A 21,582-nucleotide genomic window follows, 5' to 3' on the forward strand; every position below is an offset into this window, starting at 1 on the left:
GGATGATATATGAACCAGTTTGACTCAAATAACGTGTCCAAACACTTGGATCATGTGCGTATTGTTATGGTCAATACCACCCTGCCAGCCAATATTGGTAGTGCCTTACGTGCAATGAAAACCATGGGATTATCTAAACTGGTCTTGGTTGCCCCAAAAACCTATCCACATCCAGATATCGATGCTTTAGCGGCAGGTGCGCAAGATTTAATCGAACAAATTGAGATTGTTGAGACCTTAGAACAAGCGATTCAAGACTGTCATCTGGTGTTCGGAACCAGTGCCCGTAGTCGTACCATTCCATGGCCTTTACTTGATGTTCGCCCCGCAGCACAAGAAGCTCTACACGCAGCAAGCAAAACACAGAATATTGCAATTGTATTTGGCCGTGAAGATCGCGGTCTGACCAATGAAGAGCTCGCTTTAGCCAATTATCACTTAACCATTCCGGTCAATCCTGAATATGGTGTTTTGAATGTTGCTCAAGCCATTCAAGTGGTCTGCTATGAATTGAGAATGGCCGCGCTTGAACAACACACTCAAGCAACCGCAATGCCTGATGGTCACATGCAGCTTAAACAACAACAAAGCATGGAGTGGGATGAACCTTTGGTGACACAGCAACAAATGGAGGAGTTTTACCCGCATTTGGAAAAAATGCTGACCGAAATCGAGTTTTTAGATCCAAATAACCCCCGTTTACTCCCATTACGCTTGCGTCGTTTATTCGGAAGGATACAATTAGATCGTATGGAGTATCATTTATTGCGCGGAATTTTCAGCCGTGCACAGGCTTTAGCCAACGGCTCATGGAAAAAAACCAACTCGGAGGATCACGCCAATGATTAAACAGCTTAAAGAAGATATCGAGGCTGTCTTTGCACGTGACCCCGCAGCCAGAAACACACTGGAAGTTCTGACCACCTATCCCGGTATCCATGCACTTATTATGCACCGTCTGGCACACGAGCTTTGGAAAAAAGAATATAAAGGCACAGCACGCCTACTTTCTTCATTTAGTCGTTTTGCCACAGGAATTGAAATTCACCCAGGTGCCAAAATTGGTAAGCGTTTCTTTATCGATCATGGCATGGGGGTTGTGATTGGTGAAACCGCAGAAATTGGTAACGACGTCACACTTTATCATGGCGTGACCCTCGGCGGCACAACTTGGAATAAAGGCAAACGTCACCCAACACTTGAAGATGGCGTGGTCGTTGGTGCTGGTGCAAAAATCTTGGGCCCATTTACGGTACATAAAGGGGCTAAAGTCGGTTCTAATGCTGTTGTGACCAAAGAAGTTCCTGAAGGTGTGACTGCGGTTGGTAACCCTGCCCGTTATATTTTTAAAGACAAAAATCAAGTTGAGCAAGATGAAGCGAGTCGTCGTGACTATGCTGAGAGCATCGGTTTCCAACCTTATGCCACGACCCAAGAGCAATCTGACCCAATTTTAGAAGGAATTCGCGTTCTGCTTGACCGAATGCAAAAAAATGAAAAACGCATGAATGTACTTTGTCAGCGTTTGTCAGAACTTGACCCAAGCTTCACACCGCAAAGTTCAAAAACTCAGCCATTGAGCAAAGAAGAACTTAAAATTATTGAAGAAGTTAGACGTGAATGTGAAGCACAGAACAAAACTTCAGCAACATGAGCGAATATATAAGAAATGTAACACGCTTCTCATTGCAAGTTGGTTTTGCTTTTCCTAGACTGTTGAAACCAACGATCTACTTCTCATTTAACTAAAATTAATGGATGTTAAAGCATGAATTTTAAGCCTTTGGCACTACTTGTACTTTCTACCTCTTTTTTAACGGCCTGCGGTATCGCTCCTGTGAAAAAAGATAAAGCATCTGAACCGTTTGTATTCAAAGAGCCAGATCCAACACCTCCATTCTATGCTTTAAATCCAACCAATTATGATGCACCGCCAAGTTTTGAAGTCGCAATTAAAGATGCTGCTGCTCAACCTGTGACGAAAATGGTTGTGTCATTACAAAATGATCCTTCAAAGTCTACGACGCTTGATATCAACAAACTGATTGTTCCGACTATTGATAGCAAACAACGCAGCATGAAATATGCCGTTCTTGCAGGTGACAATGAAATTGATATCACTGAAGTTGATGACTTCTTGCAATTGGTTGAAGGTAAAGCACGTCATTACCCGCCACGTTTTCCTGACCGTCAAGAACGCAAAGGCTACGAAGCAAAGTTAAAAGAAACTACGCAAAAACTTGATGCGCTTGCTGAAAAACCAAATGCTTCACTAGATGTATTGACACGTGCATTTAAAGCCAGTGTCATGGCACGTAATATGGATTTAGGGACGGCATATACCACTAAATCATTGACCTATGCACAACGTATTCTTGCGATCAACCCAAATGACCCTGAAACCAACTTCTGGTTTGGTTTTGGTTTGTCTGAGGGTGGCGGTCAACGCGAAGCAATTCCTTATTTAGATAAGGCGATGAAAGGTGGTGTGCAGGAAGCCTATCTTTCTGCTGCCAATAACTACCTTTGGTTAGAGCAAAAGAAAAATGCGCTGCAAACCTTAAGAAACTATAAAGTAAGTTACCCAGATGAAGCAGAAGTAACCGATCGCTTGATCAAAGAAGTGGAATCTGGAAAACGCTGGAATGTGTGGCAAGTATTGAACTAATTCAGTTTCAATTTGCACTAAAAAATAGACTGCCTTGTGCAGTCTATTTTTTTCTCTGTCATTGAAAAAACATTCGTTTTTCGTATTATAGCTAGAATCTTCCAGCGAACTTGCTAAACATCTATGCAAGCATTTAACTCAAATAAACGTTTAGTTCTTCTCTCCCTACTGAGCACGCTTACAATGAGTGGCTGCCAAGTCGTCAGCCTCAAGCAACAAGCGGTTAATGTGACGATTGCCAATGAACGTAATAGCATACTGACACAAAAGAAACTCAGCGAAGCGAGTTTAAACGTCTTGTCCATGTCTGGCAAAGAAGCCAAAATTTGTATGCAAACCCCCAATGATTGCATTGCAGATCTACATAAAATTCCTCAGATCCAAGACGAACAGCTTTTATCGACAGCCAGTGAATTATATCTCGCTAAAGCCATGTCACTTTCTGACTCTTCCGAATGTAAGGTCAGTAAACTCACCAAACACAAGCTAGAAAAGGGAAAAGTAAAGGAACAAAGCGCAATACAACAAAACTATGAGCAATGTCTGGATCAGGAGCTTGAAGCTTTAGATAAAAGCATCCGCTATAGTTATGCATATTTATTCAAAACTGCTCGACAGCCACAAGAGCGTATTTTCGATAACCGTCAGGTTCAAATTCGAGATTTCTATAATCAGGCATTAACCAAACTGGTGAATATCCACAGCCTAAGAAACCCATCTAAAACCATAACGCCAACAATCCAGATTGGTAAAAGCACCTATACGATTGATATTCAATCTTATCAACGCCTACAAAGTATAAAGCTTGAGAAATTTATCTCCAGTTATAACATGAACTTTTCTGGTTTAAGAGCCATTAACCGCCGTGATGGTTTCGGTTCAGATTTCGTAGCAGTGTTTCCTTCAACAGATGCAGCCCATGGCGAAAATAAATATATTCTTGATCCGTTAAGTTATAGCTATCCCAATGGACTTAACCCTAATATTCATAAAGCACGTTATTTAGCTGCAACCATTATTGCACAACCCAAGAATGCAGCTGCAACCATTAATGATGTTTTAAATAATCCAAACTTTGAAGTAAAGGTTTATGACCCTTATAGCGTGGAAAAAGTGAATATTGCAGGAAAAAAATATTCGCTTGCAGCAAACTTCTCTGCACCCTACGGTTTATGGCTGGCTGAAAATAACTTAGGTGCGGCGGCTTATTTAACCTTAATTGACCGTGACCAGCATCTCACCATGCCACACTTATATATGCTCGAACCTTATAATCCGAATAAAAAGGTCATTGTATTGGTGCATGGACTTGCCAGCAGCCCAGAAGCTTGGATTGCTGTGACCAATGACATTATGGGGGATGCTGTACTACGTGAACATTATCAAGTATGGCAAGTCTTCTATTCAACCAATATGCCAATCTTGGAAAGTCGATTCCAAATTTATGCCTTGTTAAAACAAGCATTTGCTTCACTCAATCCTAAAGATTCCGCTGCTCAGGATGCGGTATTGGTCGGACATAGTATGGGGGGAATTATCAGTCGCCTTCTGGTAAGCAATGCTGATATTTCAAAACAGGCTTTGACGATGATGAATAGTCGCCAACAAGCTCGTTTAAGAAAACATCCTGTGATTGGCGAACGACTCAAAATGCAGCCCATTAATAATTTTGATCGCGCCATTTTCTTGGCTGCTCCACATAAAGGAACTGACTTTGCCGATCGCTGGTTTACGCTGGCCGCACGAAAAATTATCAAACTTCCTGCAACCTTCTTGACCACATTGGCCGATACGCTGACCAGTGATGATATTGATCTGAAAGATTTTGTCCAAACACTGACCAATGATGTCATTCAGAATGGCCCAAGTGATTTAAGCAAAAAATCTAAATTCATGGAATTAACAGCCTCAATTCCACCAGAAAATGGTCTGGTTTTTCATTCGATCATGGGTAACATTACTAAAAGTGATGATCCAAATGTCATTACAGATGGGATTGTCCCTTATAAAAGTGCACATTTAGATGGTGCAGTTTCTGAAAAGATCTTTACAGGTGGCCACTCCATTCAGGAAACACCAGAGGCTGTTTTAGAACTTCGTCGTATTTTACGTGAGCATTTAGTAGATCACGGTTTATATAAGCCAAAAAACTAATTGCAATAAAAAAGCCCCAAAAAATTGGGGCTTTTTTATCAGGCAACTTTACACGCCAGAACGGATCATATAATCAAAGGCAGACAGCGATGCTTTCGCGCCTTCACCCGTCGCAATGATAATCTGCTTGTACGGCACTGTAGTACAGTCACCTGCGGCAAACACACCTTTGACATTGGTTTCGTTGCGGTCATTAATCACAATCTCACCACGATTACTCAGTTCAACTGCACTGTTCTTCAAGAAATCGGTGTTTGGCAATAAACCAATTTGTACAAAGATCCCTGCAAGTTCAACAGTATGCTCAACATCAGTGGCGCGGTCTTTATACTTCAAAGCCGTGACTTGTGAACCATCACCCACGACTTCAGTACTCAAGGCATTCATGATCACAGTGGTGTTTGGCAAGCTGTTTAATTTGTCTTGCAATACTTGGTCAGCACGAAGTTTGGTATCAAACTCAACCAAAGTCACATGCTCAACAATGCCAGCAAGGTCAATGGCTGCTTCTACACCAGAGTTACCACCACCAATCACCGCAACACGTTTGCCTTTGAATAATGGGCCATCACAGTGTGGGCAGTACGCAACACCGCGAGTACGGTATTCTGCTTCACCCGGTACGTTCATCTCTCTCCAACGTGCACCCGTTGAAAGAATGATGGTTTTCGATTCAAGTTTGGCACCATTTTCCAGTTCCACTTCAACCAGACCATTGGCCGTTTGATCTGCCCCCGTGATCTTGCTGACACGTTGCAGATTCATGATGTCTACACCGTACTCACGTACATGGGCTTCCATGTCTTGAGCAAACTGTGGACCTACCGTTTTTTGAACCGTAGTGAAGTTCTCAATGTCCATGGTGTCCATCACCTGACCACCAAAGCGTTCAGCCACGATACCGGTTTTAATACCTTTACGTGCTGCATAGATTGCCGCAGTACCACCCGCAGGGCCACCACCAATCACTAACACATCAAAAGCATCTTTGGCATTGATTGCAGCTGCATCTTTCTCAGCTGAATTGCTATCCAGTTTGGCTACAATTTCTTCCAGTGTCATACGGCCTTGACCAATATGCTGGTTGTCTTGGAATACCATGGGTACCGCCAAGATTTTGCGTTCTTCAACTTCGTCTTGGAAGAAGGCACCATCAATCATGGTCGCCGTAGTATTTGGATTATTGATCGCAATCAAGTTCAAGGCTTGCACCACATCTGGACAGTTGTGGCAGCTTAACGATACGAACACATCAAAGTTTGCTGTTAAGTTTAAACCTTTAATCTGATTGAACACGTCATCAGAGACTTTAGGGGCATAACCCGACACTTGTAATAATGCCAAGATCAAGGAAGTAAACTCATGTCCCATCGGTAAGCCAGCAAAGAACACACGTGGTTGTTCGCCTGCTTTGGCCACACCGAAACTAGGACGGCGAGCGTTTGAACCGTCAAAACGCGCCGTAACTTGGTCAGAAAGTTCAGCAATTTCAGTCACGAGTTCTTTGATTTTGTCTGCTTTATCTGAGTCATCTAAAGCAGCAACCAACTCGATTGGACTTTCTAAACGTTCTAAGTAAGCTTTTAATTGAGTTTTAATATTTTGATCTAACATATATTTCTCCAAACGCTAAGACTTTCAAATCAGCTAAATTCATTCAATGAGGCTATAGTACGCAAAAGTACTGAATAGGTAAAACAGTATGTTTTTATGAGTTTGATCGGATAAACCGAACTAAGATTTATAAGACATCGAGCTTTTGACTAATCCGTACACGACGCTTTTTCAAATTATTGGCAAGTGCATATAAGGTCATGCTTAAAGCAATAGCCAATATAAGCAATCCGCACAAGATTATATTTACAATCTGAGAGATCCGCTCCGCTTGTTGCGCGCGGAGATCTAAAGGCTGGGTGATTGCCGTAATTCTTTTACCATAGAGCTGCTGCTGCATCACCCATAACTGTTCAGGCTTAAAATCATAGGCTTTAAACTGAACTGGATTACGCTTTTCAGCTTCGATCAATTGATTCACATAACTATTTGCAGTCTTGCGGTCAATAGGCTGATGTAACAGTGCAACCTGCGCTAAAACATAAGCTTTTTCAGTCGGCTCAATGTCAGCTTGCTGTAAGTCTTGAGCAATTTGGCTCTCAACAATATTATTTTGATAACTCATCCATTGTTGATAAGCCTGTTTGGTTTCATCTTTCCAGTCATATTGGATATAGCTCAGGCCTGACCAAAGCAAAATAAATGCAATGACCCAAGCCAAGATTCGTTGCGACCACGCCTGAAAACGCTGTTGAAAAAACTTAAACTTCTTCACCCAACTGACCAGTAAAAATGCACCAATGAATGAAATAAATATTTTCAGAAACAACCAACCAAACCAGGACAACAAATTAAATAAATAATCGACAGGTTGTTTAAATGGGATAAGTTCTTGAACATGATAAGGCAAATCCAAGGCCTGAACATGTGTCGAAAGATCAAAGAACCGATAGATGAATTCTTTTTGCAAAAATAGCGATGCAATGCTCACCACCACTAACATACTGGTCAAAATAAACCAGAGCATTAAATGGCGCTGACGCTTTTTCAGAACATCCAAACGTTGGTCTATCGGTTGTACGCTAAAATCTTCTATAGGCGACAATGATCTTTCCTTTAATAACTAAAACACATCTCAAGATTTAGGTGGATTCTGTCCACTATTCTCCAGAACCAAATGATTTAAACTCTCCTGCAATGCTCGTAAACGAGTGGTCGCTTCGGCACGTTTTTGCATGCCCTCTTTCTGAATTTGAATCACATCATTTACCGTTTTAATGAGGGTGTTTTGTACATGTTCAAGCGTTTCCACATCGATCACTGAACGCTGATTGGCCTTGGCAGTATCCACGGAGTTTTGATGCAATAACTCAGCATTACGACGCAATAATTCATTGGTGGTGTCATCAATCGCTTTTGCTAACTGCACGCTGTTCTTTTGCTCTTGTAATGAAATCGCCAGACTAATCTGGTTTTTCCATGCCGGTAACGTAATATTTTTAATGGCATAGAACTTATCCACCAACATCAAGTTATTCGACTGAATAATCCGAATCATCGGCAAAGTCTGCATCGCAGATTGTTGTAAAACCTGCAAATCACTGACTCTTTTTTCAAGGTTATTGGCCAAGTGATTAAGATCATAGATCTGCTGAGTGATTTGCTGATCTTGCTCTTGCGTGGTGAGTGTCGAAATCTGCTGTTGAATATCTTGCTGTTTCAATTGTCCTGCAGCGATATAAACACCCAGTTGCTTATATTCATCCTGTACTGCATCGAACATTTTATCTAATGTTCCAACACGTGCTTTTAGACCTGTTTGTGAACTTTCAATTTCTTTGACCAGCACATCGATTTGCTCTTTAGTCGTATTAAAGTGCTGATCAAAGCTCTGTTTGGCGCCTTTAAATTTACTCAGCAAGCCACCAAAGAAGCCTGAATTTTTAGACTTATTCAAAATACTTGAGGTATTGAGTTGTTGTGCAACCTGCACCACTTCATTCAACTTTTGCCCTGTAGCATCTAAGTCCTTATTTTGAACCAAACTCAGTAATTCATCGGTATAAGTGGATGTTTTATTGGCAATATTTTTGCCATATTCTGCCACTACAGTGGTGCTGATATCTGCCAGCTCTTTGTGTGCATCCATCACTTCAGCAAAATCTTGTGGCTGTAAGCCTAAATCTTTTAGGTTCAACTGCTCAAAACGTTGCGCTGTCTGAATTTCAGGCTCATGAGATACCTTGCTAAGTTCTGAATCTGACATCATATTTCCCTCTTATTTCTGTAATGATTTTTTCAAATTTTGAATTAAATCTTCTCGGCTCTGATCCAGCTGATCCAGCTGATCCAGTGTCACTGTTGAATGAGACGCTCGGCTTTGTTCTAAATGATAACGCCATGCAGGAATCAAAACTTGCTGCGCCTCTTTAAAACGATCCAGAAGACTAAAAGATAAGTGCTGAGATAATTGCATTTGTTTCATCGCAATATCATTGCTTGTTTGCAATGTCTGCAACGTATTGATCTTTTTAGAGAGTCGCTCAACAAAATGGTCTAGTATTTGCTGTTTCGTAAATTGAGGATATTCTTTTAGGAACTCATCAGCAGCCTGTATATAGGCAGCCATTTGTTCTCTTACCCCTAGGGCTTGCTGTAAACGTGATTGGGACTTTTGAATCTCGATCTGCAGTCTCTGGCTTAAATGATTCGCCTCATTGATTAAACGATCCAGATCTTTGACATACTTGACCTGCCCTGCATCATACTCAATATCAATACCTAACCATTTTTGCAGCGCATTAAAACGGCGTGTAGCCAAATATTTTTTAGATGATGACAATTGCTGAATGATTTGAGCAATCACTTCACTTAATTGTTGATTCAGTCTAGGGTCTACGCCATTTAATAAGACACTTTGCGCCTGCACTAAGTGATCTGCATAATAATTGAGACGATGAGGATCATTGAGCAAAGGTAATAGGTCATTACGCTTAATCGCTAAAATATGCTCTTGATTAGACTCAATTTGCGATAAAGGTATTAGGTCGAGCGGTAGCGTCATATCAGTTGAAAATCGTAACAACAAATAAATTTGAACATTCTTAGTTGTAGCATGTTCTCGCTATTTCGCATACTTAAATGTTGTTATGTTTTTTAAAAACTCTTGCCCTGCTATTCATGAAAAACCCTCTGAATTACAATGAATAAAGAGAGGGTTCATTCAGCCGATTAAGTCACGTTTTATTCATCATTGAGTGCACATTCAAAATTATTGGGACTCTGTTTACAACGCACCTTTTTCAAGAAGTTCATCATCTTGGGATCATAAATTCCAGCTTTGGTTAAAGCGATACGAGCTTCTCGCATCATTTTCATATAGTTCACCTGTTCTTCTGGTGAAATATTCATCCAGTATTTTGCAGGAATTTCCTTTTCATATTTGGCAATAATATTAAAGGTACGTCCCAATTGCCCTGCCACCCATTCACGTGATTTCTGCCCAAATCCTTCGGGAAATTTATCTTTTCGAATAATAAAGTTTGCCGAGATTTGTGTCAGTGGAAATTTTACAATTCCACCTTTATCTCCCAACCCCTTATACAGTTCAAATGGTTTATAGGCGACGATTGGTGCAGGCACAATATCAATCTGGTGATTATTAAACTTTGCTCCGGCATTGGTCACATCGACGGAGACCGCCTGAGCACCCACCTGCGCAACAAGCTTAGGCTGTGCTTCATCATAAGCAAATACCCCCACTTTCTTACCTGCCGCCTTTGCCAAGGTATTAATACTTCGATCTGCTACAAATAAATATGCAGGACCAATCGTTCCCAAACCCGCAATTTCATAAGGCCCATTAATCATATTTTTTGCAGCTTGTGGCTTAGACAGTAACTGATAGGCCAGAATGGCCGTTTTTAAATCGGTCAATGCGCCGATCGCATCTAAAGAGCCAATATATTTGTTGAACTGACGCCCACGCAAACCACTGATAATCGCACCATCACATTGCCCAACTTTTAAATCCTCGGCGGCAACACGCTCATCCACATAGGCTCTTAAATCAATGTCAGCACCCCACTTTTTAGCTTCGAGCGCATAATCCTTTGCCAATGCAAATGCATCACCCGATTTACCAACTGGATCAAAAACACAAACCGTCTGTTTGGCCTGAGTTGTCATTGCACATCCAAGTAGTGTCAAACCGATTAAACTATTTCTAATTATCATTTTTTTCTTCCCGATAAGATTTATTGTCTCTATCCTCCTCCATCACACCTGATTTATTTCTATTATCCTATGACAGGTTTTGCATTTTTAACAAATTTGCAGTCAATTCCTCAGTAATCGGATGCTGTCGGATTTTAATAAAAATTTTTGTTAATGAATAGCTTAATTTCTAAGCTTGACTTGACGGTAACGCATAAGTCCCGATCACATGTGCGACAGGTTCATCGTCATCAAGCGAATATAACCAGACCTCACCCGTTACCAAAGTTTTCCCCACTTTGATTAATTTACATACCGCCCGAATATCACGGTTACCATTGGGTTTACGGAAGAAGTTAATGGTCATATTGGTGGTGACTGCCATCGCGACCAGACCTAAGTGCCCCATAATTGCAATATAGAGTACATAGTCGGCAACCAACATGAGTGTCGGACCTGAAACCGTTTGACCAGGCCGTAAATCCCCTGTATCGACACGATAAAGGAGTTGCGCACCTTTCGGTGTAATTTCTTCAATCACACTTTTTGTCAGTGCTTGTGGAAATTCCTGCGCCAAAAATCCCTTAATTTCTTCTTTCGTTGCTGCCATGCGTTTTTCAATCCCATATATTGTGTTATTTTCACTTTAAAATCAAAAAACTATGATTTCTCTTCCTGATTTGAAAGCTCATTTAGTACTTGCCAATAGCTTGGTGGCTCTGAAACATGTCCACGTTCACGCAACATCTCATGCATTCTTGGTAGTTTGAAATAAGGTACCGCTGCCATTAAATGATGTTCTTTATGATAATTAACATGAATTGGAGCAACCAAAGTACGTGCAATATAGCCTGCTTTAGTCGTACGAGTGTTGCTCAAGGCACTATGACTACTTGGCATCCCTGCATGTTCTGCCATAGAACGCACCCGTAAGAATAATGGAAACGGAGTTAAATAGGCCAATACCCAAAGCGCATAAAGTTTAGGATGACCTGCCGCCCATAAGGCTGAAAATAAAGCCGCATTGGTTGCAATTGCACCCCCACTATTTTTTAAGAATGCTTTGGGATAATCCATCCAATGTCGCCCTTCCTGCGAAATCCAGCGACGATCATTCGAGACCGTCCATTCCATTTTCTCAACATCCATCAATACACGCCCAACCGCAAATTTAAACCCCGTCACACCAGACAAATCCCGCATAAATTTACGCATCAAGGACTTTTTAGAGGTTGGGAATCCTGTTACAAGGGAAAGGTCTGGATCATCCTCTGTTGAAGTTTTACTGTGATGGCGCATATGATGCTTTCGATATTTATGTAGATCATTCCAGATGGGTCGTGCACAAAGCCAATCGGTTAAGGTGTCATTCAGCCATTTGGTTTTAAATAAACTTTGATGGGAGGCATCATGCATAATGATTGCAAGAGCCAACTGACGGCCTGCCAAAATCACCAAAGCGGCAATACACATCAGTAACTTGCCCCAGGCAGGTAAATATTCCCAAGAGCTTGCAACCGCAGCAAAGGTTCCACCAATCACCGCCCAAGTTGAAAATACAGCCCAACTGCCATGCAGGTCTGATTTGCTCGTAAGCTCAGTAATTTCTTCCCGACTAAATAGGTCGCTAATCGCCACACGTGTATTCATCATCCTTCCCTCTATGTGTTCTATTTTTCTAAAACTACACAATTTATATTTTTATTTTAAATTAAGTAATATTTCTGTCAATCTATTAAAATTAAATTATATGTAATATTTGTAATCAATATTTAATCGATTTGACCCTCGTAGAATTTCCGCCAAGATTCTAAACCGGTCTGATCCAATTGTTGCACGCTTTGCGCAAATTGCTCTCGAAGCTGTACGTCCACAAAACTTTCAGGCAGCAAAGGATCATTCATCAACAGTGAAATGGTCTGTCGTCCCAGTAGTAACGACTCTCGAGCAGCTTCCTCTAAACTCAGTTGATGAACTGTCGATAGCCAAGTTTGAATCATATGGTTATATTTTTCATAGTTTTGATTTAAATTCTGTGTGGCCCACAATTTTGGAATTCGATCAACAGTCATTGTATCGAAATGGCTAATTTGGCAAATTTTTGCGCTGGCTTCTAAACCAGACAACTGCAATTCAGAAAAAAGCTGCTCAAAAGAAATTACTAAATTATCAGGACGAATATAGATCCCTTGTTCCAACTCTTTAAAGCCAAAGTGCTTTAAGGCCCGCTCCCGACGATTCAATGCAGTTCGATCAACCCGCCCTAACTCACCAGTAAAAACACCCAGATAGTGTTGATTCCAGACTTTCGTTTGTTTGGTACCATGCTTACGGTTCAGCATCACATTGGCCCATTCATGTGACTGAAGGGTAAATTGATAGGTTCCACGTTCAATAGCCTCGATTACCCCATCGCCAGATAAACGCGTAACCGCAACACGAATACTATTTTCACTAATCTCAAATAGCCTTGCTGCAAGAATAATTTGCTTAATGGAAATCGCTCGTCCCTGAAGACCTAGCAATAAATCAATAATTAAGTCTCGAGCATTCATTTTCGCTATTGTCATTGTGCTATCGAACCAGATCTGGGATGTAGAAGTGAAGAGGAAAAATTTTAGCGGAGAATCTCCCTTTCTGCAGTTGCCAAAAGGGAGATATTTTTATTTTTTTATAGGAACACAAACAATAAGATAATACCGAGCACGATACGGTACCAAGCAAACACACGTAAAGTATGGCGTTCAACAAACTTCACCAGTGCACTCACCACCAACAGCGCTGAAAAAAATGCTGCCACAAAACCAACGCCAATATTCAACATGTTGTCTTGCGTCAATACATCCGCATTACGTGCTAAGTCAAAGACTGCTGCACCCAACATGGTTGGCATGGCCAAGAAGAAGGAAAACTCAGTTGCTGCCTTACGAGACAAGCCAGCAAACATCCCCCCCACAATGGTTGCACCTGAACGAGATGTACCTGGAATCATCGCAACACATTGCGCACAACCCACCAAAAATGCTTGCTTGTAGGTGATTTTAGTCGCCTCTGTAGTTTTATGATCAAAGTTCTTGGACTCAACCCAGAAAATGATTAAACCACCAATAATCAAAGCGAATGCCACTACAAGCGGGCTAAACAAAACACTTTTGATAAAGTCAACCGCAAAAATACCAATCACAACGGCTGGAATAAAAGCGAGCAAGACACTAAAAGTAAAATGCCGCGATTCTGCATCTCCACTAAAGAAACCTTTGACCAAGTCAAAGATCTTTTGACGGTATAGCCAGCACACAGCCAAAATTGCACCAAGCTGAATAACAACTTCAAACACGCGACCATCATCAGAATGAAAGTCAATCATATGACCAAATAAAATCAAATGACCTGTACTTGAAATGGGTAGGAATTCGGTAAGACCCTCAATAAAACCCAAAAATAAGGCTTTTAAAATTTCAATATGTTCCATAACTTACTCAAAAGTACGTAATATAAAAATAAAAATAAATGGCAAGCTTACCCTGAAATGTCATCCTTTTATGTGACTGTCACGTAACGTTTTTACGAAAAATTCAGATGAAGATAAAAATGTCCCTTAAATAATCATCAGACTATTTTTCTTTTGCATTTGCTCGACCACTTCATGCGTATCAAAACCCAAACGCCAATATAAAAGTGCTAAAACATCAAGTTCATCCTGCGTGATAATACGGTCATTCCAGAGACATCGTTCTGCAATAGATAAAATATTCAGACGATCACGTAACAACAAACCCGAAACATCATTCAATATTTCAGCCAAATCGAGTGGCTCATCTGAAATATCAGCATAAGTTTGCATTTCATCTTCGGTCAGCAGCATTTGTAAGATACGTTCACGTACCTCTAACTGATTTGGACTATTAATCTGCTGCACATGCAATAGCGCATCAATCAAATGCACAATCTGAGATTTAATATCCTCATAAGCCGTAGGTAAATGCACAGGCATTAAATTAAGTTCTTGCTTGACGCGTTCCAGCAACAAGGCATCAAGCAGTCCAACCTCGCCATCTTCTTGAATAATACAAGCAAGTTTGGTGAGAAACTGTCGGGCAATACTGGTCGGCATATGACCAATGTTTTTACAGGCGTCATGAAAAATCTGTACATGAATACGGCCATCCAGATTCAATAAAGCATCGACAATTGCATGACTGACTGGGGCTTCTTGAGGAATAAATTCACGATACTGGCGAATCATTAAAATCGCGACCATGACTTCCCGTGAGCCCGTTGCAGTCTGCATTGCTCTTTGAATTAACTCTGGGCGTTTTTTATTCTTGCGGACTTCTGAGCTAAGGGGTTTAATTGCATCATTTAAAGCAAAACTAATCGGTGACAAACGCAGTAAAGGTAATGGCTGTGGTGAACTCCACGGCATCGTAATATCAGCGCCCTCTTCCTCCAAGGAACGAAATAAACTGAACAAGGGCCGATTACGAAGCTTTCTTAAATTTTCTAATTGTAGGTCTTGCAACAAGGTTGGATTGAGTTCATAAATTCGGTCTTTGATACTTGGATGGATATTCATCCAACTTTGCGGACTCAATGAATTGGCGAAGCACATATGTGAAATCGATTCAGAATAAGCACTATGAATCTGAGAGCCTGAATGATGCACATAAATCCGCAACAAAGTCTGAATATTGGCATTATTGTTCATTAAACGCATGGTTTTCAGATCATTACGAAAAGTACGACCACTAAGCGTCAGATATTTAATACAACGGGTAATCAAAATACCTAAACTTCCAATCAGCCAAATCACCCCGCCAATTGCAACAAAGATAGTCTCAAATTTATTCCGATAAGACGTAACATAAGGGTTATAACCTGCTTGCGCCAGCTTACTTCCCCACTGACTAAACGTCGTTAACCCACTATATAGAATTTTCAGCTTGGTATTTTCTACTGCTTCACCAGATAAAATCTGGTTAAACTCATAGCTCAATAAACCATAAAGCTCAAGTTCATCCAGATTTTGTAATGCACCCCACGTCAGAATAATTACGATATCCTGGGATCTAAATCCTGCTGTTAGTGCATTCACGCCCACTTCATCAGGGAGTACATAAACCGCAGGTGTATCAATATCAAAACTTCTGGCAATCTGTTCGACCACTTTTAATGCGGTACTTTCTTCCGGAATACTTTCATCAAAAACCAGACGCCGCGCTTTAAGCTGTTTCGCCAGTGAATGACCACCTTCACGCAAGACATACAGCTCTACGCCAACCGACCAGAACAAAACAAAAAACAGTAAAACAATAAAATACGGGCTAAGAACATGCCACCAAATCGGTTGTGAATAATCAAAAAAATGAACGACCAATCCCAAAATCAAATTGAGAATAAAGACGGTAAGTAACATCGCAAGAAGGCAAAAGCTGACTGACCATGCAATATTCTTATTTTCAATTAAATAATGGCTCATTTCTTTCAATGTAAGTTTTCCCGATTACATTGTTTCAGTTAAGGTTTTCTTAACCCCTATCATAAAATAAAAAAGCGGGAAATTCCCGCTTTTCTATGGATTAAGATGATTACTCTTCTTTAATACCAGTTAAATCGACCGATGCTGCATCGATATTCACATCAATATAACTATCTGATTTATTTTTCGCAGAATCGCTACGCATTTGTTCAAGGTTATCAAGATAGGCCTGATCAATACCACCAGCCACATATACACCATCAAATACTGAACAATCGAACTCAGTTAAATCAGGAACTTTGCTGGTACGAACTGCATTTTTCAAATCTTCCAAGTCTTGGAAAATCAAACGGTCAGCACCAATAATCTCGCGAATTTCTTCAACGCTGCGCTCTGAAGCAATCAACTCGGCTTTTGCTGGCATATCAATACCATACACATTTGGATATTTCACCATTGGTGCAGCAGAAGCAAAGAAAACTTTCTTCGCGCCAGAGTCACGTGCCATTTGAATGATCTCATTACAAGTTGTACCACGTACAATCGAGTCATCGACCAATAAAACGTTCTTGTCTTTAAACTCAAGCGCAACGGGATTCAGCTTTTGACGAACCGATTTTTTACGTTGTTGCTGACCTGGCATAATAAAGGTACGTCCGATGTAACGGTTTTTCATAAAACCTTCACGGAATTTCACACCTAAAATATTCGCTAATTCTAAAGCAGAAGTACGACTGGTATCTGGAATTGGAATCACCACATCGATGTCGTGTTGCTCACCCCATTCTTTCAGAATCTTGTGTGCCAGCTTCTCCCCCATTTTTAAACGGGCTTTGTATACTGAAATACCGTCAATCGTTGCATCTGGACGCGCAAAGTATACATATTCAAAAATACATGGGCGATATTCAGGATTTGCAGCACATTGCTTGGTAAACAGTTGACCATCACTATCAATAAAAATTGCTTCACCAGGTGCAATATCACGTTCAACTTTAAAACCAAGTGCAGTAATCGCAACTGATTCAGAAGCAATAATATACTCTACACCCTGTTCGGTCTCACGAGAACCGTAAACCAAAGGACGAATACCATTTGGATCACGGAAACCGACCAGACCATGGCCTGTAATCATTGCGACAACACCATATGCCCCTTTACAACGCTCATGTACGCGAGAAACGGTGTGGAAAATATCTTCTGGTGTTGGATTTAAAGTACCGATCTTCTGTAACTCATGCGCAAACACATTCAGTAAAACTTCAGAATCAGAATCTGTATTCATGTGACGTAAATCTGTTTTAAACAGGTCATCATGAATTTCAGCAGCATTGGTCAGGTTACCATTGTGCGCAAGGGTAATACCGTAGGGAGAGTTTACATAAAATGGCTGTGCTTCTGCACTGCTTGATGAACCTGCTGTAGGATAACGAACATGTCCAATCCCATAGTTTCCAAGTAATGCACGCATATGACGCGTATGGAATACATCACGTACCATACCGTTATCTTTGCGGAGGAATAAACGCCCTTGATGGCAGGTTACGATCCCTGCAGCATCCTGTCCTCGATGTTGCAGCATCGTTAAGGCATCAAATAACATTTGGTTCACTGGTGATTTACCGGCTATCCCAACAACTCCACACATAGCAACCTCGCGACAAGCTAGCGATTAATAAAAAGGGTTTTTCGTCGAATGATCAGAACGTTCGTTGACTGACGCTCGTTCTGATTCGTCCATTTCTTTCGAAGGGCGATGTAATAACGCCCCCTCAGATGTCATTTGATTTAAAGCTTGATTTGCTGCATCTTTGGACAATTCAGTTGCCAAAGGCGCATAAGGTAATAGAATCTGTACAAATTTAGACTGTTTCCAGTGTGGCGAGCTCTCAACCCAAGGCCCTAAGCCTTGCATTGCAATGAGGACAATTAAAAGTCCCTTTAACGAACCAAAAGCACCACCTGCTAAACGATTTAATGGGCCCAATTTCAAACTTTTCAAGAGGCCATTCAGTAAGGCAGACACAATCCATGTACAGACCACAATGATCAATACAATAAAGGCAAAAGCCGCAATTTTCTGTACAACAGGATCTTGGCTTAAACTGCTCATCGCAGGTGCCAATACAACGGCGTACTTTGCCCCAACGATCAATGCGAATATCCATCCGATCAAGTTCGCAAAGGCTTTTATAAATCCTTGACGCAAACCGTTCAGCCCTCCAATGAGCAAGATGACCAGAATAATGATATCAAGTGTATTCATTTCACACTGTCATCGCATCAATACAGTCTTTGACGAGTGTTGGGCCTGTATAAATCAGTCCGCTATAAACTTGTACCAGACGCGCACCTGCTTGTTGTTTCGCGACAGCCTGTTGCCCTGCTAAAATGCCACCAACGCCAATCAATGGAATTTGTCCTGCCAATACTTCAGCAAATTGGCGCAAGCACTCAGTACTCTTTTCAAAAACTGGGGCGCCAGACAAACCACCGCCCTCATTGCCATTTGGCAAGTTTTCCACACCTTCACGACCTAAGGTAGTATTGGTCACAATCAAACCATCAATTTTGAATTGCAATAATTGTGCTGCAATAAATTGAATATCTTCAGGGGTTAAATCTGGCGCAACTTTAAGGACGAGAGGAACATAATGATTATATTGATCTGCCAGTTCGAGTTGGCGATCTTTTAAAGTATGCAACAATTCTGTGAGCGCATCACCACTTTGCAAACTACGTAAATTTTTGGTGTTCGGTGATGAAATATTAACCGTAATATAAGACGCGTAATTATAAACTTTTTCTAAGCAAATCAGATAGTCGGATACTGCATCTTCAACAGGTGTATCCGCATTTTTACCAATATTGATGCCCAAAACACCTTTAAACTTCGACGCTTTGACATTCTCAATTAGCTTATCCACCCCATCATTATTAAAACCCATACGGTTAATAATCGCTTTTGCTTGTGGGATACGGAATAAACGCGGTTGAGGATTACCTGCCTGTGGACGTGGTGTAATGGTTCCAATTTCAATAAAACCAAAACCTAATGCCGCTAAAGCGTCAATATGTGCACCATTTTTATCTAGCCCAGCAGCAAGACCGACAGGGTTTGGGAACTCAATTCCCATACATGTCACAGGTTTTGCAGCAACTTTCTGATGCATAAAGCCCAATTTATGAGCTTTATCTAGCATAGAAAGTGTAAGTTCATGTGCACGCTCTGGCGCTAAAGTAAACAACAAAGGGCGAGCCAATGAATATAACATACCAATCACAGTCTACTGATTTTCAAGTAAACGTATTATAGGCATAGGCGTACCAAAACGCCATGCCTGACATAGGGTTTTTAATTGCTTACTGTACTGTTGCAGTTAATTTAATCTGATTATTATTTGAGACCAGATCCATTTTTTGAATACTAATGCCTGCTTGTGACAATTGCATCAAAAAGTTAGCCAATACCGCATAGTTCTGATGTTCAGCAACCAACTGGATCTGCTCGCCATTTTGTTGTGAAGAAACAGCCAAACCTTGTTGTTGTGCGGTACGCTGGATTTTATCTGCCGCCGTTAATCCTTGATCATTGGCTGGCTTCATCGTTGCTGCATTGCTCTGCATCCACACGGTAATATCTTTTAGATCATTCAAGCGTTTCTGTTGCTTGTCTGCCAAAGCATGCATTTGCCATAAAGATGAGCCAATAGCGGCCACAACCACAAAAACGGCGGTGACAATCACCATCACCCGTTCACGGGCAGATAAGCTTTGTAGATATTCATTTAATGCTTCAACTTTCTGATCGAAGCTGTTCTGTAATCGAGTTAATGCTTTCATTATTTTACTTTCACCACCCCAATTGCACCGACACTATCTGCCTGTACATTGCCTAATTCAGCTTGAAAACCTTGTTGGTTCAATTGCTGCGTTAAGCCTTGTAAATCATCCGCAGATTTTGCTTTAAGCGACAGAGCCAAGGTCGAGGCATCATAACTCACTTGTTGCGCTACGATCTGTTTTTGCATCAAGATTGGACCAACACGGCTTAAGAGTGACAGTGCTTGTGTATCGCCGAGTTGACTCATACGCAGTTGTGCTTCAAATGAGCTTTTCAGATTTTGTTCAGTCACACGACCACTTTCACCAAACCAAGCTTTATATTGTTCAATCGCTTGAGCTGAGGTTTGATCAGCCACTTTTTTCAACTTCGACCAACGCAAAGCATCATAGCCAAGCTGTACAATAATCACAGCCAATAATACGGCTAATGCAGCTTTCCAATAGCCAGACCATTGTATTTCAGCATTTTTTGCTTTGGGTAAAACATTAAACGGATGTTGTTTAGGTCTTAACAACGGTTCAAATTGATAACTAAATTCGGTGCGCTGATCTTTAGTGGATACAGTTGCAAGACTCTCTAACTGACCAGCATTTAAATTCGCAAATTTATACTGGGTTTCTGCTGTCTGAAACTCGAGATATAGCGCTAGCTCATCAATTGAGTTCCCAGACCAAGCATTTTCTCTTACCAATAAATGCTCATGCAGATTGAGCAGCACCACTTGATTCGGTTCAGGCTCAGGTGCGATCAAAAAGTCAGGCAAGAATGCTGTAATTTGGATCGGTAAAAGGCTGAGTGCATGTTGCCAAGTTTCAATCGAATATTGCGCTACACCCAAGATATTGAGCTGATCATTTTGAAAATGATGTACCACTTTCATTTGATCAATTGGCAAGGTCACAAACTCTTCCAAGAGGTATTTAACACCCTCCTGTCCCAATTGTTTGTAATGCACTTTGCTCATGGGCTGTTGTAATAATTGCGCATTTCGGCTTGGAAAATAAACCACAGCCTCTTTTCCATGATGCTCTTGCAAGTCCTGAATCAACTGTTCAAGACTCTGTGCCTGCAACCAATTTTCCCCTGCCGACCAATACCATGTTCCATTGGTTTCGGGCATCCATAAATACAGCATCGGTGTTCAGTACCCTTATCCTATTGCGGATATATAAAAATTATAATGTTGGTGTAAAACGATTCTTTTGCGTCGACAAACCATTTGCGATCACAGCTTGATCATAAATACGTGCTTCGGCCAATGCAAATGGATTAAAGCCTTCATGTGTCAATTGTTCTTCAATATGTGCCACAACATTCATATGACATACCACTGCAATCGACTCATAGGGTAATTTGGATAACCATTCAATCGCATCTTTGGCATCATCATCAGGTTTAATCTTATCGCAAATTAAAACTGGAATACCGTGAAAATGTGCCTTGATATGCGCCAGCGTTTCCTGAGCACGTAATAACGGACTCACCACAAAGATTTCTGGCTGGATAATATCTTTTAAAAACTGACCTGTTTGCTCAGCTTGTTGATGCCCACGTGGCGTGAGCGGGCGTTGCATATCGTTTCCATTAACAGCTGGAGACGCTTCACCGTGACGAACTAAAGTTAACTGCATAAAACGACCTTATTTTTTATTCCTATAGCATAAC

General features: G+C 41.0%; 20 protein-coding genes. 4 read left to right on the plus strand and 16 right to left on the minus strand.

Features of this window, described 5'->3' with window-relative positions:
* Nucleotides 1-9 precede the first annotated feature (9 nt).
* From F907_RS06000 to F907_RS05985, 4 genes are all read left to right on the plus strand, one after another.
* The gene (locus F907_RS06000) at nt 10-849 is read left to right on the plus strand and encodes an RNA methyltransferase (RefSeq protein WP_016652650.1); all 840 of its coding nucleotides are present in this window, start codon (nt 10-12) and stop codon (nt 847-849) included.
* Nucleotides 842-1,654: a serine O-acetyltransferase gene (cysE, locus tag F907_RS05995; RefSeq protein WP_016652651.1), complete on the plus strand. Its 813-nt coding sequence runs from the start codon at nt 842-844 to the stop codon at nt 1,652-1,654. Before F907_RS06000 ends, cysE begins: the two co-directional genes overlap by 8 nt.
* 114 nt (nt 1,655-1,768) lie before the next feature.
* On the plus strand, nt 1,769-2,668 hold the full coding sequence (locus F907_RS05990) for an ABUW_2363 family tetratricopeptide repeat lipoprotein (RefSeq protein ID WP_005271190.1): 900 nt from the start codon (nt 1,769-1,771) through the stop codon (nt 2,666-2,668).
* A 123-nt stretch (nt 2,669-2,791) separates the two neighbouring features.
* A complete protein-coding gene (locus tag F907_RS05985) occupies nt 2,792-4,822 on the plus strand; it encodes a lipase family alpha/beta hydrolase (protein WP_032862133.1) in 2,031 nt (676 codons plus the stop codon).
* 48 nt (nt 4,823-4,870) lie between these two features.
* On the opposite strand, the gene ahpF is transcribed toward F907_RS05985, so the two are convergent.
* The 16 genes from ahpF to F907_RS05905 all read right to left on the minus strand — a co-directional run bounded on the left by ahpF (nt 4,871) and on the right by F907_RS05905 (nt 21,548).
* Nucleotides 4,871-6,436: an alkyl hydroperoxide reductase subunit F gene (ahpF, locus tag F907_RS05980; protein WP_016652653.1), complete on the minus strand. Its 1,566-nt coding sequence runs from the start codon at nt 6,434-6,436 to the stop codon at nt 4,871-4,873.
* A 127-nt stretch (nt 6,437-6,563) separates the two neighbouring features.
* Nucleotides 6,564-7,481 carry a hypothetical protein gene (locus F907_RS05975; protein WP_016652654.1) on the minus strand — a complete coding sequence of 306 codons (918 nt, stop codon included), beginning with the start codon at nt 7,479-7,481 and terminating at the stop codon, nt 6,564-6,566.
* Nucleotides 7,482-7,511: 30 nt separating this feature from the next.
* Nucleotides 7,512-8,642: a toxic anion resistance protein gene (locus tag F907_RS05970; RefSeq protein ID WP_032862224.1), complete on the minus strand. Its 1,131-nt coding sequence runs from the start codon at nt 8,640-8,642 to the stop codon at nt 7,512-7,514.
* Nucleotides 8,643-8,654: 12 nt separating this feature from the next.
* A complete protein-coding gene (locus F907_RS05965) occupies nt 8,655-9,440 on the minus strand; it encodes a hypothetical protein (RefSeq protein ID WP_016652656.1) in 786 nt (261 codons plus the stop codon).
* A 179-nt stretch (nt 9,441-9,619) separates the two neighbouring features.
* A complete protein-coding gene (locus F907_RS05960) occupies nt 9,620-10,564 on the minus strand; it encodes a putative solute-binding protein (RefSeq protein ID WP_005271212.1) in 945 nt (314 codons plus the stop codon).
* A gap of 217 nt (nt 10,565-10,781) precedes the next feature.
* Nucleotides 10,782-11,201: a PaaI family thioesterase gene (locus tag F907_RS05955; RefSeq protein WP_016652658.1), complete on the minus strand. Its 420-nt coding sequence runs from the start codon at nt 11,199-11,201 to the stop codon at nt 10,782-10,784.
* A gap of 50 nt (nt 11,202-11,251) precedes the next feature.
* Nucleotides 11,252-12,241 (minus strand): fatty acid desaturase family protein, encoded by a 990-nt coding sequence (locus tag F907_RS05950; protein ID WP_016652659.1) that lies wholly within the window; start codon nt 12,239-12,241, stop codon nt 11,252-11,254.
* 122 nt (nt 12,242-12,363) lie between these two features.
* On the minus strand, nt 12,364-13,161 hold the full coding sequence (locus F907_RS05945) for a PaaX family transcriptional regulator C-terminal domain-containing protein (protein WP_016652660.1): 798 nt from the start codon (nt 13,159-13,161) through the stop codon (nt 12,364-12,366).
* A gap of 101 nt (nt 13,162-13,262) precedes the next feature.
* Nucleotides 13,263-14,063, minus strand: coding sequence for an undecaprenyl-diphosphate phosphatase (locus F907_RS05940; protein ID WP_005271215.1), 801 nt, complete (start codon nt 14,061-14,063; stop codon nt 13,263-13,265).
* Between the two features lie 126 nt (nt 14,064-14,189).
* On the minus strand, nt 14,190-16,079 hold the full coding sequence (locus F907_RS05935) for a M48 family metalloprotease (protein ID WP_164743265.1): 1,890 nt from the start codon (nt 16,077-16,079) through the stop codon (nt 14,190-14,192).
* A gap of 100 nt (nt 16,080-16,179) precedes the next feature.
* Entirely contained in the window at nt 16,180-17,718 is a 1,539-nt protein-coding gene (purF, locus tag F907_RS05930) for an amidophosphoribosyltransferase (protein ID WP_016652662.1), read from the minus strand.
* Between the two features lie 24 nt (nt 17,719-17,742).
* On the minus strand, nt 17,743-18,336 hold the full coding sequence (locus F907_RS05925) for a CvpA family protein (RefSeq protein ID WP_005240920.1): 594 nt from the start codon (nt 18,334-18,336) through the stop codon (nt 17,743-17,745).
* Nucleotide 18,337: 1 nt separating this feature from the next.
* Nucleotides 18,338-19,345, minus strand: coding sequence for a quinone-dependent dihydroorotate dehydrogenase (locus tag F907_RS05920; RefSeq protein ID WP_005271221.1), 1,008 nt, complete (start codon nt 19,343-19,345; stop codon nt 18,338-18,340).
* 88 nt (nt 19,346-19,433) lie between these two features.
* The gene (gene gspM, locus F907_RS05915; RefSeq protein ID WP_016652663.1) at nt 19,434-19,913 is read right to left on the minus strand and encodes a type II secretion system protein GspM; all 480 of its coding nucleotides are present in this window, start codon (nt 19,911-19,913) and stop codon (nt 19,434-19,436) included.
* Nucleotides 19,913-21,052, minus strand: coding sequence for a type II secretion system protein GspL (gene gspL, locus F907_RS05910; protein ID WP_016652664.1), 1,140 nt, complete (start codon nt 21,050-21,052; stop codon nt 19,913-19,915). Before gspL ends, gspM begins: the two co-directional genes overlap by 1 nt.
* A 40-nt stretch (nt 21,053-21,092) precedes the next feature.
* Nucleotides 21,093-21,548 carry a SixA phosphatase family protein gene (locus F907_RS05905; RefSeq protein WP_005271242.1) on the minus strand — a complete coding sequence of 152 codons (456 nt, stop codon included), beginning with the start codon at nt 21,546-21,548 and terminating at the stop codon, nt 21,093-21,095.
* Nucleotides 21,549-21,582: the final 34 nt, after the last annotated feature.

This window comes from Acinetobacter colistiniresistens (genome assembly GCF_000413935.1).
Lineage (GTDB): Bacteria > Pseudomonadota > Gammaproteobacteria > Pseudomonadales > Moraxellaceae > Acinetobacter > Acinetobacter colistiniresistens.